This window comes from Rubritalea squalenifaciens DSM 18772 (assembly GCF_900141815.1).
Taxonomy (GTDB): Bacteria; Verrucomicrobiota; Verrucomicrobiia; order Verrucomicrobiales; family Akkermansiaceae; genus Rubritalea; species Rubritalea squalenifaciens.
Genome location: NZ_FQYR01000005.1, coordinates 299,999 through 323,056 on the forward strand (window position 1 = coordinate 299,999; position 23,058 = coordinate 323,056).

The window sequence follows — 23,058 nt, forward strand, 5'->3', positions numbered from 1 at the left end:
ATAAATTTATCGTGATGCCATTTCGTCATATAGTCCATGTATTGATAGCCATGTGTACCCTAAGCCTGAGCTTGAAAGCCCAGGACGGGGAGCCCGTACGCGAGCCCAAAGGCAAGTTTGCATACCTCATTTGCACCAAGATACCCAAGGGGGTTGAAAATCCGGTGAAACTGCTCAGGGGAACGAAGACCGAAGAGGTGTCCCTGTCATTGCGGAGTGCTTCACTGCGGGTGAAATTGCCAACCAATGGCAAATTTCAATTGGTGAAGACAGCGCCCGAAGGTGTGGGGGAACTAGTCGAGGGTATGCAGGTGATTGCCGAGACTCAGATTCCCAAAGAAGTACGTGAGGCACTGATCATTTTGACGCCCACGGTGGATGCCGAGGCGAAGAAAGCAGGCTTGGTCTTTGACGCTCATGTCCAGGATCTTGCCAAATTCAAGGGTGGGGACTCCCTTTATGTTAACTTCACCAAGGAGCTTATCGGGGTACACCTGGGGGAGAGCAAGAAGATGCTCAAGCCGAACTCCTCACTGATTATCGAGACAGGGGCTACTGATCAGCCTTTGAACACAGCGGTGAGCTACTGGAGGCGTAAAGCACAGGGGGAAGCATGGGACCGTATCAGCTCCTCGACCATTGCCTTTTACCCGACCAGACGTGAGATTTGTTTCTTCTATCCACGCTCAAATGGGCGGATTGGCTATCGTGGTGTGACCTGCCCGGTGGAGGAATAGCCTGTGCTCACTACTTGACATGGCCCTGTGCATGGCGAAAGGTTCACTTCGTGAAGAAAACCCGTAGTTCTAAATTAATAGCAGCAGGTCTAGGAGCCATGCTGCTCAGTGGATCTTTGAATCTTGTGAATGCACAAACAGTAGAAACGCCAGCCGATGTGGCAGCAGCCCCGGCGGACGCGCAAAAGACGGCTTCGGGCCTTGCCTCGAAGGTTTTGAAAAAGGGAACAGGAACTGAGCACCCAAGTGCTGCTGATAAGGTGACCGTTCATTACAGCGGTTGGACAACTGATGGTAAATTATTTGATAGTTCTGTACAGCGAGGTGAACCAACGACTTTCCCTCTGAATCGTGTGATTCCAGGCTGGACTGAAGGTGTCCAGCTGATGGTGGAAGGTGAGAAGCGTCGCTTCTGGATTCCTGCTGAGCTTGCCTATGGTGAGAACCCACAAGGTGGTGCTCCCGGGGGAATGCTCTGCTTTGATGTAGAGTTGCTCAAGATTGATGCTGCTCCAAAAGCTCCAGCCGATGTGGCTGAGGCTCCAGCTGATGCAGAGAAGACTGATTCTGGCTTGGCCTCCAAAGTATTGACTAAAGGAACAGGCACTGAGCATCCAAGTGCGGAAGACAAAGTGACTGTCCACTACACAGGCTGGACTACAGACGGTCAGATGTTTGATAGCTCTGTCATGCGTGGTCAGCCGGCTACATTTGGTCTGAATCAAGTGATCAAGGGCTGGACCGAAGGTGTACAGCTCATGGTAGAGGGCGAGAAGCGCCGCTTCTGGATCCCTGCTGAGCTGGCCTATGGCGAAAACCCTGGTGGCGGCCGTCCTGGGGGCATGCTTTGCTTTGAAGTGGAACTTCTTAAGATTAACAAAGCTCCTAAGGTGCCAGCTGATGTGGCAGCGCCGCCAGCTGATGCTGAGATAACCGCTTCAGGTCTTGCATCCAAGGTGATCACCAAGGGCTCGGGAACAGATAAACCAAGTGCCTCTTCCATGGTGGAAGTTCACTACAGTGGGTGGACGACTGATGGGCAGCTTTTCGATAGTTCAGTACAGCGTGGTGAAACGGCTAAATTCCCATTGAATCGCGTGATCCCTGGCTGGACCGAGGGCCTGCAGCTGATGGTGGAGGGCGAGAAGCGCCGCTTCTGGATCCCTGCCGAACTCGCTTATGGAAAGAATCCTCCTGCAGGAGCTCCCGCAGGCATGCTCTGCTTCGACGTGGAGCTTGTGAAGATCCTCTCCAAGTAGAGACATCGTTAAGTTTTACGCTAATCCCTGCCAGTTCTTCTGGCGGGGATTTTTTTGTGTATAAAATATGGCGAGGGCTCTGTAAGAAAAGAGTCATGAAGGAGATATTCAGACATCTCGACCTGTCCACTGTGTCGTACTACGGTAATTTGTTAGAATCTGAGGGCATACCGGTGATTCTTCGCAATGAGCACACCACGACCTCTGGCATCACAAGCATCCCGATCCCAGAGTTCTACCCTAATATCTGTGTGCTCTACGATGAGGATTATCCCAAAGCGTGGGATATCCTGAATAAAGCGATGCATGCCGATAAGGAGAGGGCAGGTCAGGAAATTGTCTGCCCTAAATGTGGTGAAGTGAATCCCGCTAACTTCGACTTTTGCTTTTCCTGTGAAGAGAATTTGGTGTTTGAGAATAAGTCATGAAGTTGTCGGTTTCATGTATTGGCATACTGGCTAGTTTGTGTTTGACGTGCTGCGATTCTGATCGCCCCTCTATTGGATCACAAACCGAGGAGGAGTATGGGGTACGCTCAGGATTTCAGGGTGATGAAGGTGATGCCTTGGATGACGGAAGGGTAGTCTTTCATGTCTTTGAAACCGTGAAGGATGATCCGACTGTTAGGGTGCCTGTCTTTTTGGAGGAGGACTATGGGATGATTGTTTTCAATGTGGGCTCTTATGAGGAACCTGCGCTGCAGGTGAAATTTATGGAGAAATCCTCTAGGGAGATCATTGCGGCCAATGGGATGGAAGAAGTATTGCTGTATATCGGTAAGATGAAGCGAGGTTGCTCCATCGGTCATTACGATACCTGCTCGGTGCCTACCTTTTATGGTTTGGACTATGGTATGATAGAACGTATCGACTCGGCATTAGAAAGACAGGGGCTTAAGCTGCCTTCTGGTGAGCGGCATGTAACATGTATTTGCCCTGAGACGGGTGGGTAAAAAAATCCCCGCGAACGTTTGCTCGCGGGGATTGCTAAAAGGGTTGTTAGTTGGCCTAGCCGGTGGTGCGGAGACCACTGGAGATGGCGTTGATAGACAGGAGGATTTTCGGGAAGAGGGCATCTGCCTGTTCTTCTTTTTCCTCTGCCTTCAGCTGACGCCAATCTTTGATGAGCTTCACTTGTTGCTTGTGAAGCACGCGAAGTGGTTCTTCGCGGATCTCGAGAGTCTTGTGCATTCTCGGGCGACGCTCGGTGAAAGCGCCGTCGAAGACCTCGGTGAGTAGCTCGTGGGTGAGTTCGAACTCGGTCAGGATAATATCCATGAATTTCTGACGCAGTGCCTCATCGGTAACGAGACTGGCGTAGGCTTCCATGAGTTCCTTGTTCGCACTGGCGAGGTTGGTTTCTACGTTGGTGAGAACGTACTGGAGGAAGATGGATTTCTTGAGGTTCTGCTTCAGAGTGGCGAAATCTTCAGGAGATTCATCTTTGATACTCTTGAGCGCGCTGCCGGTGCCGAACCAACCCGGGAGATAAAAGCGAGCCTGTGTCCATGAGAATACCCATGGAATGGCACGCAGGTCATCCAGTGAGAAGGATGTCTTGCCTGTACGGCGGGACGGGCGGGATCCGATGCGGGAGTTTTCCAGAGCGTCGATGACGGTAGCCTCGCGATAGAATGGGATGAATCCCTCGGTGCGAAGGAGTTTCTGGTAAGCTGCTTCGGAACCCTTGGATAGTCTGTCCATGAACTGAATACATGGATCTTCAGTGGGTTCACCGTACTTGTGCTTAGCCGCCGTGGCAGCCGTACAAGCTGCGAGCAACTCCACGTTGTAGGTGGCGTTGGCGAGGTTAGCGTACTTCTGGGCGATGGTTTCACCCTGCTCAGTCATACGGAAGTGACCGGAGAGGGAGCCGTGTGGAAGAGCTGCCATGAACCACTGAGTTGGGCCTGCACCGCGGGAAATGGTGCCGCCACGGCCGTGGAAGTAGCGGAGCTTGATATCGCGCTTGGCTGCGATTTCCACCATGGCTTTCTCTGCGCGGTAGAGTGCCCACTGGGCGGTCAGGATGCCACAGTCTTTGTTGGAGTCTGAGTATCCAAGCATGACCTGCTGGACCACATTGCCGTCCATGAAGCGGAGCTTGTAACTGCGCTGGGTGACCTCGTGGTCAAGGAAGCCTGCAAGGAGGTCCTGGGAGGAATCCAAATCGTCCTTGGTCTCATAAAGTGGTACGACCTCGATCGGAGAGGCGAGACCCTCTTCGGTATTCACCATGAGGCCAGCCTCACGCATGAGAACGTAGACGACCAGGAGGTCGGATACGGAGCGGGTCATGGAGACGATGAAGGAACCGATGCCGTGATTGCCATGGTTGCGGATCTGCTCAGCAATGACTCGATAGCTGTTGAGTACGGAATCTGCCTCAGGGCCAGCGGTGGAGTTGTTGTGAATGAACGGGCGGGTGGAAAGAAGTTCCTTGGAGAGGAATTCGAGTCTCTTCTCTTCTGGCCAGCTGCCGAAGTTTTCGCCGTCCTCGACTTTCGCACGGACTAAAAGCTGGCTGAGTGCCTTGTCATGGTACTCGGAGTTCTGGCGGATATCGATGGTGGCCAGATGGAAGCCGAAGGTTTTGACCTTGTGGCGGATTGGGGAAACGTGCTGCTCGATGAGGTGGGAGCAACCAGTTTCCTGCAGAGTGCTCTCTAAGATGGCGAGATCCGCATCAAGTTGCTCAGGGCCTCCGTAGCCTCCACGGCCTTCTGCGGTGTCGTAGAGTTTGCCACGCATGAGGTAGACGAGTTGTCTCCATGGCTCGTCCCTGTTCTGCTCGACGACTTTTTCGGCCCAAGCTGTGTCGGAAAGCTCGAGCTTCATCAGGTCGATGCGCTTTTGCAGCGTCTGCGGAATTTCCTGGAACTGGCTGGAAATAGTGAGGTGGAACGCGATCTCCTTGAGCTCCTTGCGGAGGAGAACGAGTGAGTGATAGCGGAGGTCGGCTAGAGTTTTCTTGGTGACTTCCGGGGTGACCAGCGGGTGGCCGTCGCGGTCTCCGCCGATCCAGGTGCCGAAGGTGATTTTAGGGTAGCACTCGGAGTTACGCAGCTTCTTCACGGAGAAACCAGCATCGCGCCATGCTTCCGTGAAGTGACCGTCCAGGCGGTTGAGCACTGCCGGGAACATCTCGCGCAGGTAGTAGAGTGCGTTACGCAGTTCCTGATTGAGGTCAGGGCGTGTCATGTGAATCTCACCGGTACGCCAGAGTGTTTCCATGGCGGCAGTGATCTTCGTGTTGATGCGGCGCTTCTCGCGCTCGGTGAATTTGGGATACTCGCTGGTGACGAGGTTTTGGTAGATTTCGCGGTGGCGCTCACGGACAGTGGCGCGTTTGGCTTCGGTCGGGTGAGCGGTCAGGACTGGCTCCACATGTACATCACGAAGGACGGAAAGGATCTGGTCTTCATCAAGGCCGAGTTTCTTCATGTCCTTAATGGCACGGGCCCAGAGGCCACGGATGGAATCGGCACCGAGTGATTTCTCTCGCTCACGGCGGATGGCGGCGGAGACTCGCTCTTCAACCATGTTGAGAAGCTGGAAGCCGATGGAGTAAAGCTGCTGGATTCCCTCCGGTGGATCGGATTTTGGGGTGTCGCCACGCCAAGGCAGGAAAGGAAGAAGGTCGTCTTCACCGAGGCTGGTCAGTGCTTCTGAGAGACAGTCAACTAGCAGGCTGAGCGTGGAATCGATTTGCTCGAAGCCTTGGAGTCGGAGATCGTCGCGGATTTGGTCTTTGTCAGTCACGGGGGTAGTATGAACGAGAGACAAGTTAGGCGAAACCCTGTTTTTACAAACTTGTGCAGGAATCCTGTCATCTAATTAAGTTTTGGGCACAAAAAAGGCGTACCGATCAGGGTACGCCGTGAATGATTTCGTATTCGGGGGTGGCTTTTACTCGTTCCAGCTGAGGGCGCCTTTCTTGAGAGCATAGACGTAAGCGACGGCAAGAACGCCCACAAACCCGAGTGCACTCCATAGTGGGACGGTGCTCACTGCGATGAGTTCCTTGAACTGGAGAGCGAAGGGATACATGAAAACGACCTCGATGTCGAAGAGGACGAAGAGCATGGCCACCATGTAGAACTTGACGCTGAAGCGTGCGGAGCTGTCACTTAGCGGAAGCATCCCGCACTCGTAGACTGTATCCTTGTACTGGCTCTTACGGCCTTTTTTGCCAAGAAGCACGCTCAGTCCAAGTGAAATGGCCGCGAATCCGATCGCGGTCAGAGCCTGGAGGACAACAGGAAAGTAATCTTGCAGCATGATATGAATCTGGTGGAAGCTGGTGGCTAAAAAGAAATTAGCCCGTGCAGATCTTCTGCACGGGCCAAGGTTTAAAGTTCATTCTGAATTAATGCCAGCAGAAATTCAGACTTCGGGGTGGGATAAGTGTTTTTAGTCAGCTTCAAAGCTGCTGTGTGCTTCTGGAAGGCGGGAGAGTCCCTTGTATTCTTTGCCCTGCTTCTCCACCATACCTCTGGTGACGAGGTTCTGGAGTTTCTCATAGGCGCGGAGACGGAGCATTTCTTCGCCGCCACTCACAGCGTTACGTTCCTTGAGGCGGTCGAATACGGATTCGAAAAGTTCATTGAAGCCAAAGAAACGATCCTCAGCCCCGAGGACATGAACGATCTCATCTGTCACGTGATCTGGTACGCGACGAGAGAAGCGTGTTCGTTTAGTAGTTGCCATAACGGGGACGAATATAACATATTCCCATGCTAAACGCGAATGCAAATTACCACAAATATGAAAATTTGTTGAGGGCTGCCAAGAAAATAAGCATGATTTTTTCGAAAAATCTCTGAGAACATGCTGAATTTACCTGCTTCTTTTTCAGCATTAAGGAGCGACGTCAAATAGAGGAATGGTGATTATTTTACTTAAGATAACTTAATCAAACAGAGAAATCCGCCTGAAATGGTTGCTTAGAGCTGGCAAAATAAAGGCAATCATGTAGCCCTAATGGCATGATCGCAAGACTACGAGGAGAGGTTCTGGAAGCGCTGCCAAACCGTTTGGTGGTGGATGTAAATGGAGTGGGATATCTTGTGCATGTTCCCCTCTCTACCTACGACAAGCTGAACCCTTTGGTTGGTGATGCGATTGATCTGCGTACTCATCTGCATATCCGAGAGAATGCTCAGACCTTGTATGGATTTGCAACGGACTCGGAGCGGGACATGTTTCTGCTCTTGATCGACCGTGTGAGTGGGATTGGCCCTGCGATCGCGATGGCGGTGCTGAGCGGGATGCCGGTAGAGCATTTTAAAACTTGCGTGGTGAATAGTGAGGTAGCTGCGCTTTCCAAGATCAAAGGACTGGGCAAGAAGACGGCTGAACGGATCGTGCTAGAACTGAAGGATAAGGTGGGTGTGGCTGAAAGCTGGAAGGCGGCGAGTGAGAGTGAAGTGCCTAGTGCGGGTACTGATGCCGAGATGGCTCTGATCGGACTTGGTTATAAGCAAGTAGAGGCGCGTAAGGCGGTGAAGAAGATTCTGGATGAGGACGCATCCGCCAGTGTGGAGGAAGTGTTGCGTGGTGCTCTGAGGCTGCTTAATAGTTAGAAGATATTTTGCAAAATGCGGAATGAGGGTAAGCTGGGAATGTGGAAGGCACACTCATTTATCCTCATCAGCTTTTTGATCAACACCCGGCCCTGGCGAAAGGGCGGAAAGTGTACTTTATTGAGGAGCCGCTGCTCTACGGAAAGGATAAGCATTGGCCGCTCAAGCACCATGCCCGTAGACAGGCTCTCATTAAAGAGGCGGGTGATCGGTACCTAGAGGTACTGCTGGGTGAGGGGTATGAGCTTGAGGTTATCTCTCTGGGGGTTGAGCTGTCTACCAGCCGGGAGATGCTGGATCAGCTGCCGGGTGGTTTAGAGAAGGTCGTGCTTTGTAAGGTAGTCGATGACTTGCTGGAGCGTCGGCTTGAGCAATGGGCCGAGGACAAGGGAGTGACTCTGGATTGGGTGGATTCACCAAATTTCCTGACTCCCGAGGCCTGGTGGCGCAACTATTTTCAAGGCAAGGTGAAGCCCTTCATGGCACATTTTTACAAGGCGCAGCGCAAGCGACTGGGGATTTTGCTGGATGATGAGGGGGAGCCAGCGGGCGGGCGCTGGAGTTTTGACGAGGAGAATAGGAAGAAGCTTCCGAAAGATTATCAGCAGCCTGAGCTGCCGGAGCAAAAGCCTTTCGATCAGTCGACGAAGAGCTGGGTGGCCAGATTGTTTCCTGATGCCTGGGGGACGGCGAATGGTAATCAGGGTCTGCCTCGTACTCATCATGAGGCTGAAGCTTGGCTGGAGGTCTTCCTGCAGGAGAGGTTTGAGACCTTCGGGGATTACGAGGATGCCATTTCTAGCCGCTTTGCGACTCAGCAGCATAGTGTGCTGACCCCAATGTTGAATATCGGATTATTAGACCCCGTGAAGGTGGTGGATCGCGCCTTGGAGTATGGTGAAGCTTATCAGGTGCCGCTTAATTCCGTAGAAGGTTTTGTAAGACAAGTGATCGGGTGGCGAGAGTTCATGCGCTGTATGTATGAGTTGTATGGCCGCAAGATGCGTATGGAGAATTTCTGGGGGTTCGAGCATGAGATGCCTCGCTGTTTCTACACGGGACGGAGTGGCTTACCTCCGGTGGACAATGCTGTGCGGCGAGTTTTGGAGACTGGTTACGCCCATCACATCGAGCGACTGATGGTCTTTGGGGTCATCTTTCAGCTCTGTCACGTGAAGCCGACATCAGTCTACCAGTGGTTCATGGAGTTGTTTGTTGATGCCTATGACTGGGTCATGGTGCCCAATGTCTATGGGATGAGTCAGTTTGCCGATGGTGGGAAATTTGTCACCAAGCCCTATGTCTGTGGTTCCAACTATATTCGCAAGATGAGTGACTATCCCAAAGGGGGATGGTGTGAGATATGGGATGCTCTATTTTGGGACTACATCGCGGCTAACAGGAGTTTCTATGCCGAGCAGCCAAGGCTAGGTATGATGGTGCGCCAACTGGATAGGATGGGGGAAGTAAAGCTAGAGGGCCATCGTAAGCTTGCACGCGAATATCGCGAACGGATCCATCGCGGCTGGGAATGTGAAGAGGAGCTCTTCTAGAGAGGTCTCAGGCTAGAGAGGCCTCCGTCAGCATGGAGGATTTGCCCTGTGATCCACTTGGCTTGAGGTGAGAGCAGGAAGGTGGCTAATGCTGCGGTGTCTGCGGGATCTCCTATTGCTTTGAGTGGGTGGCGTTCGCTGGCAGCTTTTTGCTTGGCTTCATTATTCACCAGGGCCGAGGCAAGCGGGGTATGGTTTAATGAGGGAGCAATGGCGTTCACGCGGATGTGGGGAGCGAATTCAGCAGCCAAGGAGCGAGTCAGTCCTTCGATGGCGCCTTTAGCCATGGCGATGGATGCATGAAAGTTCATGCCTGTCTGGACGGCTACCGTGGAGAACAGGAGGATGGATGCTTGGCCTGATTTTTTTAGAGAAGGTAATGCCTGCTGGATCGTAGTGGCTGCACCGAGAGCATTCAGGCGGAATTCATCGACCAAATCAGCTTCGCTAAGCCGATGAAAGGGTTTCAAGGTGATGGAGCCTGGACAGTAGACAAGGCTGTCCAGGGTTTCGGGAAGTTCAAGCTGAGTAGGGTTCAGCGCGTCGTATGTCTGGTGTTGATAATCGGTAGGATTCCGGCAAGCGGTCAGAATGTCGTGTCCTTGTTGGGAGAGTTGGGCGGCGATTTCTTTTCCTATTCCTGAATTTCCTCCGATTATTAAGTGGGTCATGGCGTAGATTCCTGGGTGTTCGTGGGTATGACTGTATCACTCAGAGGTTTATCGATGGTGTTTTTCTGTGCCCAACCTGCCGCTAACTTCTTCGCCATACTGGGGAAGATGAGGTAGTGGAAGGGTAGGGTACTCCACCAGTAGAGGCGCCCCATGACGCCGCGTGGTCTGAATGTAGCAGTCTGGTATAAGGTGTCCCCTAACACAGAAAATTCAAGCCAGGCTTCGCCGGGAAGTTTCATTTCGGCGTACAGGATCAGCCTGCCGGCAAGCGGGTCGGCTAGAATAACGCGCCAGAAGTCGAGAGCGTCACCGGGTTTAAGTTGGGTTGGCGAGCGTCTGCCTCTACGGACACCGATTCCTCCCACGAGCTTGTCTAGGAAACCTCTGAGACTCCAAGCCCAGTTCATGGATGGCCAGCCCCGTTTGCCGCCCAGTGACCACAGTGCATGGACCACGTCATCCTTGCTAGCTGTTAGTTTGCAGCTCTGCTGGTCCGTGATCACACCATACTCCGGAACTTGGATGTTTTTGATCTGGCGAAGGGAGAGCCTGCCTGAGGACAGAGCGCCATACCAGGTAGAGGGGACTCGGTTTTGAGCAATCAGTGAGAAAGCTCGATTGATGGCTTCATCGTAGTCGATCAGGTCGATAGGAAGGATAGATCGGATATTTTCTTCCTGACAGACTGTTTCCATGTGCAATGACCCCACCAAGGCTTTGGCCAGCTGGTAGTTGGTGGCCGTCATGATAGAGAGCCAGTAGGATGATAGCTTTGATGACAGGACGGGCACAGGGATGATGAGCCTTGTTAGGTGTCTATCACGCGCATACCGGCGGAGCATGTCCTCATAGGTGAGTACTTCCGGGCCGCCGATGTCGAAGGATTTGCCAATGCAATTCTCGTTGTCCATGACTCCTGTCAGGTACTCGATAACATTGCGAATCGCGATCGGCTGACAGCGAGTACGTACCCACTTGGGAGTGATCATCACCGGAAGCTTTTCTGCCAGGTCTCGAATGATCTCGAATGAGGCTGAACCCGAGCCGACAATGATGGACGCCCTCAGGGTAGTGAGGGGAGCATAGGCTGTACTCAGGATGTCATGCACGCGTTTGCGGGACTCAAGGTGCTGGGAGAGCTTGCCCTCTTGCGGTAGCAACCCTGATAGATAGATGATCTGTTCACAATCCGTCTCGTCAATCCAGCGTGTGAAATGATCGGCACAGGTGCTTTCACGTTTATCAAAGCCTGGTCCCGTACCCATGGAGTGGATGAGGTAGTAGGCCGCATGAATGTCCTTTGGACACTGGGGCTGCTCTTCGATTGGGCGTTGGAAATCGACTTCAATGATGGTGAGCCGATTTTCGAGCATTTCGGTGATCTCGTTAGGAAGCCGTTCCTTATTACGCACGGCAGCAACGATGTGATGGCCGGATGTGGCCAGGGCTGATATGAGGCGCATGCCTATATAGCCATTGGCACCTGTAATGAGAATTTTTAAGGGTCTTTTCAGGTGCCGAATATGAGGGATAACATCAAATTCAGGCATTCTTCATTGAAACACATTAACGCACTGATAGACAAGAATATTTGTGCTACAGGAGGAAAAGAAATTTGGTCGGTTTTTGATAAAAATTTGAGCGAGCAAACGTATCTATTTATTCGAGTATTTTTCTCGCGAGGGCTGTGGCTTTTTGGTTGAGCTCTGCATCGTTTTGAGTCGCTCGATTCCTTAATAAATCTAGCTTTTGATGACCAGACAGAGACAGGCCAGTAGGGGATGCCATGGTCAGCAAATTGTGCAGGTCATGGCGTTTGCCGAGGACTCTGCCGAGTTCACGTAGGCGTTCGATAGACTTGCCAGGCTGTTTGCTTTCCATTTCAGCGAGAATTTCTTTTTGATAGTAAAAATATTTTAGCCATTTGCGGCACTGGTGCCATTGTTTCATGGAGCCGCTTTTCAGCGCTTGAGTGAGTTTGTGGCGTAGCTTCTTACGGGTCTGTTTGAGGCCTGGTCTGAGCAGCTGGATATCGTTCAGCAAATCACGGCATGATTGCCAGTGAGAGAGATTGCTCTGGATGAGTTCACGCGGGGATTCATCCAAGTTTGTCTGATGGGTGCAGGACTGTGTGAAAAACTGCTCTCTCAGTTCGTTCTCCCATTCTGCGGTGTTGTCTTGGCTGGTAGAATTCAAAAGTGAGCTGACGAGTTGGGATTGAACTGTGCTATCACGATTGGCCGCGAAATGATCGGCTAGTTGTTTCATCTCTTGGCAGGCCAGATGACAACGAGTCTCGCCAATGAGTGGCAGGGTGAGTAGCCAGGCGGCTCTGAGTTTTTTGGCGGTCAAGCGGATGGAGTGAGTCTCTTCCTCATCAAGTGGCAGTTTTGAGTGGAGTCGTTCCAGCCAGAAGTTCAATTCAGTCATGGCCCAGTCAGCCAAGTTCTCATGATGAAGGGGCAGAGCCATAGAGCATATTAGTACAAATCTTGCCTGGAGCAAAAGATTCTGTCGTCTTGCTACGCCACTTTTTGTGTGGCGATTTTTGATTGGCTGTTAGGGGGGCTGAGATGCTAGTAGATGGGAGTGGACGCAATCAGGATAAGGGGTGCGAGGCAGCACAATCTGAAGAATGTGGATGTAGACATCCCCAGAAGGAAGCTTGTGGTCATCACAGGGCCCAGTGGTTGTGGTAAAAGTAGCCTCGCCTTTCACACCCTGTATGCGGAGGGGCAGCGTCGCTATGTCGAGAGCTTGAGCGCCTATGCGCGACAGTTTTTGGAGCAGCTGGAGAAACCCGATGTCGACCGTATTGAGGGATTGAGTCCGGCAATCGCTATCGAGCAGAAAGCCGGAGGGGTGAACCCGCGCTCTACGATTTCCACGGTGACGGAAATCTACGATTTTTTGCGGATCCTCTATGCCGCGGCAGGGGTGCCTCATGATCCTGAGACAGGTGAGAAACTGCAGAAGATGACTTCCTCAGATATTGTGGGGAGCCTGATGAAGCAGGCAGAGGGAACCAAGGTGATTTTGCTGGCACCAGTACCCATCGAGGAGGTTGGAGATGTTTCAAGATTGCTGGGTGATATGCAGCGCCAGGGATTTGTCAGGATACGTGTGAATGGGGAGATCCTGGATGCGGAAGATGCTTTGTCCCAGTGGCCGGAATATGCCGAGAGTGTGGAAATCGTAATCGACCGTCTGGTGATTCGTGAGGGAGTTGAGAGCCGGATGGCGGATAGTGTGGAGACGGCTCTGCGCATCTGTGGCCAGGAGGCACGGGCTCTGGTGATGGGCAGGGAGGATGAGGATTGGCGGGATCTGCATTTCCTGACGAGTTACAGGAATCCGAGGACCGGTTTTGAAATCGGTGCGCTGACGCCGAAACACTTTTCATTCAATTCTCATACCGGGGCGTGTGCCGTCTGTCATGGCTTGGGGACTGAGCTTTTCTGTGACAAGAATCTCTTGGTGCCGGACTGGAGCAAAAGTCTCAATCAAGGATGCCTGAAGATTTGGGGCGGTAGCAAAAAAAAGAAAGGATGGGTTGAGAGGCAGGTGGATGCTCTTGCGGAGTATTTCAAAGTCGATAGAGATGCACCTTTCTCTGAACTGTCCCAAGAGTTTCACAAGGCCTTGTTTTACGGATTAGGAGAAGAGAAGGTGACTGTGCTCTGGGAGAGGGATGGTCAGGAAATTCCTTGGCAGAAAGAGTTTGAGGGGCTGTGTCGCAATGTGGAGCGTCTCTACCGCGAGACGACTAGCGATGGTGTAAAGAAAAGCATGGGTAAGTACATGACCTCTCGTGAGTGCAAAGTCTGCGGAGGAAGGCGCCTGAAGCCAGAAGTGCTGGCCGTGAAGCTCGATTCCCAAAGCGGGAGTCTGGGGATTCAGGAGTTTTGTGCGCTGGCGGTAGAAGAGGCTGTGGAATGGATGGCTGGTGTTCTTTTGCCGGAAGATAAGCGCGAGGTCTGTGATGGTCTGGCCAAAGAAGTCCTGAAGCGTCTGAGTTTCCTGCAGGAGGTTGGATTGGGTTATCTGACACTGGACAGGCGAAGTGGCACTTTAAGCGGAGGAGAGGCTCAGCGCATTCGTCTCGCCACGCAGATTGGTGCTGGTCTGGCAGGTGTCATCTATGTGCTGGATGAGCCGAGTATTGGACTTCACCAGGAAGACAATGCGAGGCTGATCAAGGCCCTGAAGCATTTGAGGGATGTGGGGAACACTGTCGTAGTCGTGGAGCATGATGAGGAAACCATCCGGGAGGCGGACTGGTTGATCGATATGGGCCCTCATGCCGGTGAGCGTGGCGGGAGAATTCTCGCAGAGGGCACCCCTGAAGAGGTGATGCAGGTCTCTGAGAGTGCCACTGGTCGCTGGTTGAGTGGCGTGCATCACCCTGAGCAGAATAGCATGCAGCCCAATCCCAGAGATGGGGAGCTTGTCGTCAGAGGGGCCAGTGAGAATAATTTGCAGGGCATTGATGTGATTTTCCCTCTGAAGCGCATGGTTTGTGTCACTGGTCCGAGTGGCAGCGGGAAATCGACCTTGGTTGATAGTATACTTCGGAGAGCATTGGCCCGGCATTTTACACATGCCAAAGCTGTGCCGGGTAAGCATGTGGCGATCGAGGGAATGGACCTCACTGAGAAAATGGTCGTCGTGGATCAGAGTCCACTGGGCAAAAGCCCCCGGAGCAACGCTGCCACTTACACCGGTGCTCTGGATATTATCAGAAACTTATTTGCGCAGCTGCCGCTTTCACGTCAACGAGGCTACAAGGCCGGTCGCTTCAGTTTCAATGTGCGTGGAGGCCGTTGTGAAAAGTGTCTCGGTGACGGCTCGATCAAAATCGACATGCATTTTCTCACGGACGCCTATGTGCGCTGCGATGCCTGCCACGGCAAGCGCTATAATCGTGAAACCCTGGAAGTAACTTATAAAGGGCGAAACATGGCAGATGTCTTGGAGATGACTGCTGAAGAGGCTCAGGAGTTTTTCTCAGCTGTCCCCAAGCTGGATGCCATACTAGTCGCTATGTGTGATGTCGGGCTGGGATATTTGCAACTCGGGCAGGCTGCCAATACCTTGAGTGGGGGAGAAGCGCAGAGAGTCAAACTCGCAGCCGAACTGGCCAAGCCGAGCCTGGGGAACACACTGTATCTTTTGGATGAGCCTACCACTGGTCTGCATTTCGAGGATGTTCTGGTCTTGCTCAGGGCACTCAGAAAATTGAGAGATGTGGGTAACTCCCTAGTCATTGTTGAGCATAACTTGGATGTGATTCGCGCTGCCGACTGGGTCATCGACCTGGGGCCAGGTGGAGGTAGGCACGGTGGTCAGCTAGTCGCCGAGGGGAGTCCTGAGCAGCTGGCAGGCATTGAGAAATCAGCAACTGGACGCTGGCTCAGAGATATGTTGAAATGAGTAGGTTGCATTTTCCCGAGATGCATCCATGATGTTTTCATGAGTATTTTTTCATGGTTATCCCATTCTGGTGGAAGACTTCATGGAAAATTTTTCATGAGTTAAACAAAAACTCCCCAACATGCCGCTCATATGAGTGAGAACGAACCGTTTATGACTAGCGCGACAGCGACAGCCCAGAATACAGCAAATGAGCTGTCCTGGGGAGCCTGGCTTACTGAGCATGGCTCCAAGTTGCTGCTGTTTGCTCGTCAGCAGACGCGTTCGCTCGCAGATGCGGAGGACGTGCTCCAAGACTCGCTTGTGAAACTGGCCGGTAAAGTAGCTGATGGCACTTTCGACGGCGGGCAGGCAGCCTGGCTTCCTTATCTCTATACCACCATCCGCCGTTGTGCGATTGACCTAGGACGGAAAGACGACAGGCGATCCAAACGTGAGGAAAAGGTGGAGATCGAAAAGCACCGGGAAACCGGTGGAAAAACAGACCCCTGGTTCGAGAGTGACGCAGCAGATGATGAAATGCGCGGTTACCTTGAGATGGGTCTCAAAGAATTACCTCAGAAATTTGCAGAAGTGATCGTGATGAAAGTTTGGGGCGACAGGACATTCGCTGAAATCGGCGAAGCCCTTGACATTTCTCAGAACACAGCAGCATCAAGATACAGATATGGTCTGGAGGCATTGCGTAAGCATTTGGCCGGTGCCCGCAGATCAGGAGACATTTCCATATAAGAAAGGCAATACCGTGAATAACGACACAATGGACAACGAACTACGTGATCTGGAGAACCAGCTAGGCAGGTTATCCCCGATGGCAATGCCAGAGGACATGTTGGCTCGCATGGAGCAAGCTATGGATCGCTGGCGTGAGCATACTCCTGTGGAGGAAAAAATCGTGCAGTTCCAGAGTCAGAGCGCAGATCAGAAATCCAGTAAGTTTTACATCTGGGCGTCTGCAGCAGCTATCGCTCTGATTGGTGCCGTAAGTACTGTGCTAATGGCTCCTGATAATGCGAACCCTGGGGCTTCTGCCGTGGCGCAGAATACCGCTGGTGAGGTAGAGCAAAGTGTTACTCCGCTTAGCCAACAAGCAAACATTGTACCGGTAGCGAATACGCCTCAGTTTGACACCAAGATTACGGATGAGCCGAGCTATTCGATCACCTATGATGCGGAAGGTAGGCCTCACAGACTCGTTAAAGTACGCTTCGAAGATGAAATTACTCTCTATGATGACAAGGGTCGTCCTGTGAAGGTGAAGAAGCCTCGTATAGAGTACTATCTTGTTCCGGTTCAGGTTCGATAAGCTTTTCTACTTATTAGAGTTGCGATTTTATTTTCTGTGAAAAAATAGACAAAGTAAATACTCTAACACGCTATGTGTATGAAGTCTGAAAGATATGTAAATGGCTTCGCTAAGTTTAAGTTAATAGTTGTATGAAACAAATACTCACACTTACAGGAATGACAGGACTGGCGCTGTCTTCATCGCTGTTTGCGATTGAAAGGCCTACTCCTGTGGAAGCCCCCAAAGAGAGTGGGGTTCAAGTTGAAGCGCCTGGTCAGAAAGAGGCTATTGAAATGCCTAAGGCCAAGGAGCAGCAGGCTGCTGCCTGGCTAGGTATCGCCGGTAGTCCGGTTTCTGAGACACTTGCGTCCCATATTGGCACCAAACTCGGTGTTGGCATTACGCTGGATATCGTATCCCCTGAGAGTCCTGCGGCTAAAGCGGGTCTGAAAGCACATGATGTGATTACCAAGTTGGGTGGTGATGAGATCAAGGGCATGGATGATCTTCGCGCTGCTATCGCCAAGCATAAAGCTGGCGAAGAGGTGGATGTGGATATTATCAGTGGCGGCAAGGTGAATCAGGTCAAGGTGACTCTTGGCGAAAGGCCAGCCAATCTACCGATGATACAGCCAAGAGCTGGTTTCGGAGCGCCTAGGGGCCGTTTTATTGATCCTAATAATTTGCCTCAAGGAATGTTCCAAGGTCTGGAGGATGCTGAGGCCAAGAGGCTGCAAGATTTGATGCGTAATCAAATGCAGCAGATGCGCCAGCAAATGCAGATGCTAGAGCTCGATGTGCAGCCCGGTCAACAAGGGGCTGACGTGAAGCGCTTCCATCTGAACCTGCAAGATCTCATGAAGAATGGTAATGCCAAGTTTGGAGGGTCTATCACCATGGCTGATGAGCAAGGTAGTGTATCTCTCAAAATGACTGATGACGGCAAGGAAGTCGAAGTGAAGGACAAAAATGGCAAGCTACTCTATGCCGGCCCTTACGAGACTGATATCGATAAAGAAGCCGTGCCTGATGAGATTCGCGAACGCATCGACCGTCTTGGCGTGGAGAATAACTTCAAGGGAGGTCTTCGTATGCGTCTGAATGGCAAAGAGCTTTTCGAAGACGAGTAATTTCTCTTCCTTTGGTTTGTGTATAAAAAATCCTCGATCTGGTAGATCGAGGATTTTTTTTGATCTTATTGAGCGGAGATAACGATGACTTTCTGCTTACGCCCGATGTTGGAGTCACCCAGTTTGGTCGGATAGCTGCCGTCCTCAGGAGTGGTTACTTCCTCATTCTCCTGAATGGTTTGGTTGTTGCGCACCACCTGGAGGCTGAGTGCGCTGAGAATGCTGTATGCCTTGGTGCGGTCAAGTTGGGAGTTTTGGATCTCCATCTCACGGAAACCAAGGACCCTGAGACCATCGGTATAGGCACTGACAGTACCGTCTTTGTGCTTTTCCAAGAGAATGCCGACCCAGAGATCCGCAGGAATGTTCTTATTGTCGGCACGGAGCTCCTGTTTTGATAATTTGATAAAGGTTTCCGGGCTATGGACAATGGAGGCATCCCCCCAATAGATGCCCAGTGGATGATGCGTTTCCGCCAGCGCTGAGATGGCTTTACTCAGAGCGAGTGAAGTCATCCATTTTTTGGGATAAATGCTGGTGCAAGTCACCGTGTAGTGGGCCTGCTGCTGGAGAAGCTCTTTTTCTGCATCAGGCCAGTGTAGGGAATTGTTGCTGGCGTACTGAAGGTCTGGCGCTGGGATGGAGTACTCGGCGAGAGCGGCTACGAAGCGCGCCTTACCAATCGTGAAGCTTAAGGTGCCCTTCTGGGGATCTTGCTTGTATCGGACGATCTCGGACTCGTCCTTGAGCTGAAACCAGCGCATCAGAGCGGCCTTGATATTGGCGTCCTTCGCCATCTCTTTGTCTTTGAGGCAGAGAAAGGCGAAGTGGGTGGTTTGCTTAGGTGCCAGAGGAACAAGTCCTTCAGGGATGTCGCTCTTGGTAGGAGGAGCGGCAGCTTTTTCCTCTGCTGAGAGGAATGCGACCGAGCTTAGGAGTAGAGTAGCGGTAAGATGGGATAATTTCATAGGAATCCAAGTGTGTCTGCTGACCATTTACCGGGGGACCATGAGGCGGTCTGTATCCAGCCCTGTGAGCTTTTTCAGCCCGCCAATCATGGTAAAGAGAATGTAGCCGCCCACGAGCATGAGAGGAGCACCGATGACGAGGAAGCCCCAGCCCGTGATTTGGGCGACTTTGGAATTGTAGACTTCCTTCCAATCAGGGGTACTTGGAGTCAGGTCACCGAGGAAATAATAGGCGAGCCCCATGTTAAGGATGGCTGATATACAGAAGGAACCAAAGAAAAGCAGTGTGGACTTCCAAATCAGGGCTTCGTAGTCAGGGTGAGATTCCTTCTCAGCAATGACTTTCTCGATGTTACGAATGTCAAAAATCGACTCATTGTAGATGAAGGTTCGGAACAGAGGCGATGGAGTGCGGTGGGTAATGAGGAAGAGCGAGCCAAGCAAGAGGGGCTGGATGGCTTCTTTGAGACCGAAGATGAGTGCTACATGGGGTTTCGCAGCTTCGCTACTCCAGAGATAAATGGTGATGAGCCCGGTTAAAAGGATGGCACCCAGGCCGACACAGGAGAAAATGTTCAGTTTCTTGTGATTGATGAAGTGCCAGATGCCGTAGCCCAAGGGTAAGGCCAGAGCTGCAGTCATCGCCCAGACGGGGCCGATGTGGTAAAACTTGCCTACTTCCTTGCTGCAGTGACTGAGGATCAGAACTGGAGCGAGAACGTTAATCAGGATGTTCAGCAGTGGGTTTTCTTGGTCTTTTTGAGCTTGGGCCATGATGTTATGGGTATTAACTAGGGGTTTCGCACGGGAGAGTGAAGTTTCAAGTTCTAAAATCTGCCTCAGAGATGATTACTGAAGGCGCTAATGTGCAGAGTGCGTGGAGATTATGGATTTTTATCGACACGGCGCACTCTAGATGACAGCTATGTATGTCACTGTCTTGATTAAGTGTACGTTTGAATTTATCCACTATTTAGACGGGTTGTCTGTTTCTGTTTTTTTGGGCACTATACACATGCCTGCAGGAAAATATCGTTTCGCTCAGGCCATGTGCGGTGGTTGCTTTTAGGAGTTGAGGTCTCCAGGGTTGGTGATCACCGCACACCTAAAATTTTCAGTGTGTGTCGTGTTCATTCTTTCGGATAGTCAAGCTGACCTCAAAGTTGACTCCGGTGGATTCAGGTTGGCTATCCGAAAGGTGAGCGCTTAAAGGCAGCTGTTTAGATTTACTTGAAAAATGTTAGATATCTGCCATTGATTGGTGTGATGAACCCGAAACCTCACCATTCAGGTCCGTGTATTTGTGCAAATGATGTCGAGCAAATCGTGCAGTTGTGGCATGATCTACACAAGTTTACAGCGTTACAGGCGGATGAGGCGATGGAGATGTTTTTGGGGAGGATGGGGGAGATTCTTCACTCATGCTGCGGCTATTGGGTGGCCGCGGCTAGTGGGAAGGAGTTGGCAAGTTCCATGAAGACGGATCTCTATGATGGCTATGAAGCCGTGGATTTCATAGCCATGCCTGGAGGGCTTAGTCATCAAGAAGTTGATGATCGCCAGGCTATGTATTCTCAGTTGTCCATTAAGCATGGGGTTTGCCCGATAGCTGTTGCTTCCGTAGCAAGTAGAGGGGAGACTCGCGCTATCCTCAGGCATGACCTCATGAATGATGAAGAGTGGGAGCGAGAGTGGGTCTACCAAAAGTTCTACCAAGTGAATGATATCGGTGATCGTCTGGTGGCACTCTATCCCGTGGATAGCCAGAGTGAATCCTGTGTGGTGTTTGATAGGAAAGTCGATCAAGACTACTATGAAGCCCGTGACCGGGAGTTGCTCAAGCTAGCGATGGCGGGTGTAGGCCAACTACACCGTGAGTTGATGCTGCTTCGTGGTGGTGTGGATAATACGAGTAGACTCCTGACTCCGAGGGAGAGGGATGTGCTCAAACTCATACTGACAGGCGATACGGAGAAAGAGATAGCTGAGCACTTGGGAATGGGGCGTAGTACTCTGCACCATCATGTGATAGCTATCTACCGTAAATACAATGTCCGTAACCGGGCAGGCCTTCAGGCTCTCTGGGGGCGCTATTAGAAGCTAAAAAAATGCCCGCGAGAGCAAGTGCTCAAGCGGGCAAGTCTGTGATAGAGCCAGGGGTATTTGCTTACTTCTTGTAAATGGTCTTCCCTGTGGAGAGGAGGTCGTCGCAAGCGACTTTGAGACGGTCGCAAACGCCTTGCTCACCCTTCTTGATGTAGGAACGTGGATCGTACTGGCCTTTTACGCCAACTTCACCGTCGATCTTAAGAACACCTTCGATGTTCTGGCAGATGTGAGTCACCACTGGGCGAGTGAATGCGTACTGGGTGTCGGTATCGATGTTCATCTTGACCACACCGTATTCGAGTGTTTCGCGGATTTCCTCGAGAGTAGAACCGGAACCACCGTGGAACACGAGATCCATTTCTGCTTCTGCACCGTACTTGTCGGTAACAGCCTTCTGGCCGTCACGTAGGATGGTAGGCTTGAGCTTAACAGCACCTGGCTTGTACGCACCGTGTACGTTACCGAAGGTTGCTGCGAAGAGGAAACGACCGAGGCCATTGAGGCTCTCGTATACAGTGATCATGTCCTCAGTGGTGGTGTAGAGTTTGTCGTCAGGAAGACCGGAGTTGTCTACGCCGTCTTCTTCACCGCCAACAACACCAGCTTCAACTTCGAGGATGATGTCGAGCTCAGCACACTCCTTGAGGAGTTCCTGGGAAAGCTTCATGTTCTCTTCAAGTGGAAGAGTGGAAGCGTCGAGCATGTGGGATTGGAAAAGAACGTTCTTACCTTCGGCCTTACGCTTGCGGGAAGCTTCGAGGAGAGGCTTGAGGAAGGAATCAACCTTCTCAGGGTGGCAGTGGTCAGTGTGGAGAGCTACGAGGATGTCGTATTTCTCGGCAAGTAGGTGTGTAGCCTCGGCAAGGACGATTGCGCCGTAGGCTTCGTCACCGACATGGAGACCGGAAGCGAACTTACCGCCGCCGGTAGAAACTTGGATGATACCATCGGAACCTGCTTCAGCAAAGGCTTTGAGAGCTCCGTTGATAGTGGCGAGAGAGGTGATATTAACAGCTGGGTATGCGTAGCCGCCCTTCTGGGCAGCGTCGAGCATTGCAGCGTATTGTTCAGGTGTTGCAACTGGCATGGCCGGGGTGTAATCAAAGGATTTCTGATATGCAAGGACTTAGACTGTCTGTATTGCGGCATTTCCGGCACAAGTACCTGTGGCAAAGCTTGCTTGGAGCAGATATCCACCAGTGGGTGCCTCCCAGTCGAGCATTTCACCGCAGAGATAGATTCCGGGGTAGTCCTTTAGCATGAGTTCCTTGGTGAGGGTGCTCCATTGCACCCCGCCGGCTGAGGAAATAGCCTCATCGACTGGACGTGGCTGGGTGAGGGGGATTTTGCAGTGCTTTACAGCCATCGCCAGTGACTGGGCATCTGGAAAAGAGGTGTAGAGGTGCTCCACAATTGCCGAGGCCGCAGGGCTGAGTTTCCAGCGGATTATTGCTTCTTCGAGGAAATTGCGTTTGGCCGATTCCATTTTTGCCACCAGTTGCTCGACTGAGAAGGTGGGTTTGAAATCGACCGTAATGTGCGGCTCCGCTAAACGGCGAATGGCTGGACCCAGGCGGTAGATGGGGCCGCCTTCTAGACCGTAACGGGTGATCACGAGTTCACCATGGCGTGATACTTCGCCGGCAGAGACAACGATATTTTTCAAAGGAAAACCCTCAGCTTGTTCCAGTAGAGCTGCTGACCAATTGGTTTCCCATCCGGAATTTGCTGAACTTAGGGGAGTGACGGGTATTCCAAGCTTTTCAAGCATGCTGACCCACTTGCCGTCTGAGCCCGTGCTTGGCCATGAGGCACCACCAAGTGCTAGAATTACAGAGTCATGCTCTGCCTTGACGGTTTTGCCTTCATGATCAAATACGAGCTTAGGCGAATCGGTCGGGATGATCTCGGTCAGCCTGTGCCTGACTTTGAATTCTACGCCCAGTCCACGGAGCTTCTCGATCCAGCGGCGTAGTAAAGGTGCTGCCTTCATGCCAATGGGGAAGACTTTACCGCTGCTAGCTGCATAGGTTTCTATGCCAAGGCTTCCAGCCCATGCTCTGAGCTGAGTGTTGTCAAAATGGCTGATGATTGCCCCGAACCAATCAGGAAGGTCCTTGCCTTGGTAATTCTCAAGGAAATCAGGGAATGTTTGGTCATTGGTTAGATTGAGCCCGCTTTTACCCGCGACGAGAAATTTCCTGCCAGTCGATGGCTTGGCGTCGTACAAAGTTACTCTCGCACCTGACTCTGCTGCTACTTCAGCAGCGCGCAGTCCTGCTGGTCCTCCGCCGACAACGGCTATGGATTTTCTATGAGGCAC

At 51.8% G+C, this 23,058-nt stretch carries 21 protein-coding genes and 2 pseudogenes; 13 read left to right on the forward strand and 10 right to left on the reverse strand.

Translation table 11 applies throughout. The annotated features are described in order from the left end of the window. Positions 1-50 precede the first annotated feature (50 nt). The 6 genes and pseudogenes from BUB27_RS14590 (at position 51) to BUB27_RS14605 (ending at position 2,948) form a co-directional block, all read left to right on the forward strand. A complete protein-coding gene (locus BUB27_RS14590) occupies positions 51-737 on the forward strand; it encodes a hypothetical protein (RefSeq protein ID WP_143184596.1) in 687 nt (228 codons plus the stop codon). A 98-nt stretch (positions 738-835) separates the two neighbouring features. Next, positions 836-1,222 (forward strand): annotated as a pseudogene (locus BUB27_RS19290) (FKBP-type peptidyl-prolyl cis-trans isomerase); the annotation flags it as partial. 75 nt (positions 1,223-1,297) lie between these two features. Next, a pseudogene (locus BUB27_RS19295) lies at positions 1,298-1,612 on the forward strand (FKBP-type peptidyl-prolyl cis-trans isomerase); the annotation flags it as partial. An 81-nt stretch (positions 1,613-1,693) separates the two neighbouring features. Next, a complete protein-coding gene (locus tag BUB27_RS19300; protein ID WP_425500485.1) occupies positions 1,694-1,996 on the forward strand; it encodes an FKBP-type peptidyl-prolyl cis-trans isomerase in 303 nt (100 codons plus the stop codon). A 95-nt stretch (positions 1,997-2,091) separates the two neighbouring features. Beyond that, on the forward strand, positions 2,092-2,424 hold the full coding sequence (locus BUB27_RS14600) for a putative signal transducing protein (RefSeq protein WP_143184597.1): 333 nt from the start codon (positions 2,092-2,094) through the stop codon (positions 2,422-2,424). Next, the gene (locus BUB27_RS14605) at positions 2,421-2,948 is read left to right on the forward strand and encodes a hypothetical protein (protein ID WP_143184598.1); all 528 of its coding nucleotides are present in this window, start codon (positions 2,421-2,423) and stop codon (positions 2,946-2,948) included. The genes BUB27_RS14600 and BUB27_RS14605 overlap by 4 nt, the downstream gene beginning before the upstream one ends. Positions 2,949-3,003: 55 nt before the next feature. Here the strand turns inward: BUB27_RS14605 and BUB27_RS14610 are convergent, their stop codons facing one another. The 3 genes from BUB27_RS14610 to BUB27_RS14620 all read right to left on the reverse strand — a co-directional run bounded on the left by BUB27_RS14610 (position 3,004) and on the right by BUB27_RS14620 (position 6,705). After that, positions 3,004-5,757: a phosphoenolpyruvate carboxylase gene (locus BUB27_RS14610; protein ID WP_143184599.1), complete on the reverse strand. Its 2,754-nt coding sequence runs from the start codon at positions 5,755-5,757 to the stop codon at positions 3,004-3,006. Positions 5,758-5,904: 147 nt separating this feature from the next. Beyond that, positions 5,905-6,276, reverse strand: coding sequence for an NADH-quinone oxidoreductase subunit A (locus tag BUB27_RS14615; RefSeq protein WP_143184600.1), 372 nt, complete (start codon positions 6,274-6,276; stop codon positions 5,905-5,907). Positions 6,277-6,408: 132 nt separating this feature from the next. Continuing rightward, positions 6,409-6,705, reverse strand: coding sequence for a hypothetical protein (locus tag BUB27_RS14620; protein WP_234991765.1), 297 nt, complete (start codon positions 6,703-6,705; stop codon positions 6,409-6,411). 278 nt (positions 6,706-6,983) lie between these two features. On the opposite strand from BUB27_RS14620, the gene ruvA reads away from it, so the two are divergent. After that, positions 6,984-7,580, forward strand: a complete 597-nt coding sequence (gene ruvA / locus BUB27_RS14625) for a Holliday junction branch migration protein RuvA (RefSeq protein ID WP_143184601.1) — start codon at positions 6,984-6,986, stop codon at positions 7,578-7,580. A gap of 41 nt (positions 7,581-7,621) precedes the next feature. Next, positions 7,622-9,133 carry a cryptochrome/photolyase family protein gene (locus BUB27_RS14630; RefSeq protein WP_143184602.1) on the forward strand — a complete coding sequence of 504 codons (1,512 nt, stop codon included), beginning with the start codon at positions 7,622-7,624 and terminating at the stop codon, positions 9,131-9,133. Here the strand turns inward: BUB27_RS14630 and BUB27_RS14635 are convergent. The 3 genes from BUB27_RS14635 to BUB27_RS14645 form a co-directional block, all read right to left on the reverse strand. Further along, on the reverse strand, positions 9,130-9,804 hold the full coding sequence (locus BUB27_RS14635) for an SDR family NAD(P)-dependent oxidoreductase (protein ID WP_143184603.1): 675 nt from the start codon (positions 9,802-9,804) through the stop codon (positions 9,130-9,132). The genes BUB27_RS14630 and BUB27_RS14635 overlap by 4 nt on opposite strands. Continuing rightward, the gene (locus BUB27_RS14640) at positions 9,801-11,357 is read right to left on the reverse strand and encodes an SDR family oxidoreductase (RefSeq protein WP_143184604.1); all 1,557 of its coding nucleotides are present in this window, start codon (positions 11,355-11,357) and stop codon (positions 9,801-9,803) included. The genes BUB27_RS14635 and BUB27_RS14640 overlap by 4 nt, the downstream gene beginning before the upstream one ends. A 109-nt stretch (positions 11,358-11,466) precedes the next feature. Next, positions 11,467-12,279, reverse strand: coding sequence for a CHAD domain-containing protein (locus BUB27_RS14645; RefSeq protein ID WP_143184605.1), 813 nt, complete (start codon positions 12,277-12,279; stop codon positions 11,467-11,469). Between the two features lie 111 nt (positions 12,280-12,390). On the opposite strand from BUB27_RS14645, the gene uvrA reads away from it, so the two are divergent. From uvrA to BUB27_RS14665, 4 genes are all read left to right on the forward strand, one after another. Next, positions 12,391-15,240, forward strand: a complete 2,850-nt coding sequence (uvrA, locus tag BUB27_RS14650; RefSeq protein ID WP_143184606.1) for an excinuclease ABC subunit UvrA — start codon at positions 12,391-12,393, stop codon at positions 15,238-15,240. 132 nt (positions 15,241-15,372) lie between these two features. Next, positions 15,373-15,972 (forward strand): RNA polymerase sigma factor, encoded by a 600-nt coding sequence (locus BUB27_RS14655; RefSeq protein ID WP_143184607.1) that lies wholly within the window; start codon positions 15,373-15,375, stop codon positions 15,970-15,972. A gap of 13 nt (positions 15,973-15,985) precedes the next feature. Then, positions 15,986-16,546: a hypothetical protein gene (locus tag BUB27_RS14660; protein WP_143184608.1), complete on the forward strand. Its 561-nt coding sequence runs from the start codon at positions 15,986-15,988 to the stop codon at positions 16,544-16,546. Between the two features lie 131 nt (positions 16,547-16,677). Continuing rightward, positions 16,678-17,658, forward strand: a complete 981-nt coding sequence (locus tag BUB27_RS14665; RefSeq protein WP_143184609.1) for a S1C family serine protease — start codon at positions 16,678-16,680, stop codon at positions 17,656-17,658. 65 nt (positions 17,659-17,723) lie between these two features. Here the strand turns inward: BUB27_RS14665 and BUB27_RS14670 are convergent, their stop codons facing one another. Then, positions 17,724-18,626, reverse strand: coding sequence for a hypothetical protein (locus tag BUB27_RS14670; protein WP_143184610.1), 903 nt, complete (start codon positions 18,624-18,626; stop codon positions 17,724-17,726). A gap of 27 nt (positions 18,627-18,653) precedes the next feature. Further along, on the reverse strand, positions 18,654-19,400 hold the full coding sequence (locus BUB27_RS14675; protein ID WP_143184611.1) for a VC0807 family protein: 747 nt from the start codon (positions 19,398-19,400) through the stop codon (positions 18,654-18,656). A gap of 552 nt (positions 19,401-19,952) precedes the next feature. Here BUB27_RS14675 and BUB27_RS14680 point away from each other — a divergent pair. Beyond that, complete coding sequence (locus BUB27_RS14680) at positions 19,953-20,723, forward strand: response regulator transcription factor (protein ID WP_159434981.1); 771 nt, start codon at positions 19,953-19,955, stop codon at positions 20,721-20,723. 70 nt (positions 20,724-20,793) lie between these two features. Here the strand turns inward: BUB27_RS14680 and fbaA are convergent, their stop codons facing one another. Together fbaA and BUB27_RS14690 are read right to left on the reverse strand one after the other, a co-directional pair. Then, positions 20,794-21,822 (reverse strand): class II fructose-bisphosphate aldolase, encoded by a 1,029-nt coding sequence (gene fbaA, locus BUB27_RS14685; RefSeq protein ID WP_143184613.1) that lies wholly within the window; start codon positions 21,820-21,822, stop codon positions 20,794-20,796. 39 nt (positions 21,823-21,861) lie between these two features. After that, positions 21,862-23,058, reverse strand: a complete 1,197-nt coding sequence (locus BUB27_RS14690) for a BaiN/RdsA family NAD(P)/FAD-dependent oxidoreductase (protein ID WP_143184614.1) — start codon at positions 23,056-23,058, stop codon at positions 21,862-21,864.

What these genes read in the sequence shown, in the direction of transcription:
- BUB27_RS14635 (WP_143184603.1), bottom strand. Translation starts at nt 9,804, where the DNA reads ATGACCCACTTAATAATCGGAGGAAATTCAGGAATAGGAAAAGAAATC.
- BUB27_RS14645 (WP_143184605.1), bottom strand. Translation starts at nt 12,279, where the DNA reads ATGGCTCTGCCCCTTCATCATGAGAACTTGGCTGACTGGGCCATGACT.
- BUB27_RS14665 (WP_143184609.1), top strand. Translation starts at nt 16,678, where the DNA reads ATGAAACAAATACTCACACTTACAGGAATGACAGGACTGGCGCTGTCT.
- BUB27_RS14675 (WP_143184611.1), bottom strand. Translation starts at nt 19,400, where the DNA reads ATGGCCCAAGCTCAAAAAGACCAAGAAAACCCACTGCTGAACATCCTG.
- fbaA (WP_143184613.1), bottom strand. Translation starts at nt 21,822, where the DNA reads ATGCCAGTTGCAACACCTGAACAATACGCTGCAATGCTCGACGCTGCC.
- BUB27_RS14615 (WP_143184600.1), bottom strand. Translation starts at nt 6,276, where the DNA reads ATGCTGCAAGATTACTTTCCTGTTGTCCTCCAGGCTCTGACCGCGATC.
- BUB27_RS14590 (WP_143184596.1), top strand. Translation starts at nt 51, where the DNA reads ATGTGTACCCTAAGCCTGAGCTTGAAAGCCCAGGACGGGGAGCCCGTA.
- BUB27_RS14600 (WP_143184597.1), top strand. Translation starts at nt 2,092, where the DNA reads ATGAAGGAGATATTCAGACATCTCGACCTGTCCACTGTGTCGTACTAC.
- BUB27_RS14620 (WP_234991765.1), bottom strand. Translation starts at nt 6,705, where the DNA reads ATGGCAACTACTAAACGAACACGCTTCTCTCGTCGCGTACCAGATCAC.
- BUB27_RS14640 (WP_143184604.1), bottom strand. Translation starts at nt 11,357, where the DNA reads ATGCCTGAATTTGATGTTATCCCTCATATTCGGCACCTGAAAAGACCC.
- uvrA (WP_143184606.1), top strand. Translation starts at nt 12,391, where the DNA reads ATGGGAGTGGACGCAATCAGGATAAGGGGTGCGAGGCAGCACAATCTG.
- ruvA (WP_143184601.1), top strand. Translation starts at nt 6,984, where the DNA reads ATGATCGCAAGACTACGAGGAGAGGTTCTGGAAGCGCTGCCAAACCGT.
- BUB27_RS14605 (WP_143184598.1), top strand. Translation starts at nt 2,421, where the DNA reads ATGAAGTTGTCGGTTTCATGTATTGGCATACTGGCTAGTTTGTGTTTG.
- BUB27_RS14670 (WP_143184610.1), bottom strand. Translation starts at nt 18,626, where the DNA reads ATGAAATTATCCCATCTTACCGCTACTCTACTCCTAAGCTCGGTCGCA.
- BUB27_RS14655 (WP_143184607.1), top strand. Translation starts at nt 15,373, where the DNA reads ATGAGTGAGAACGAACCGTTTATGACTAGCGCGACAGCGACAGCCCAG.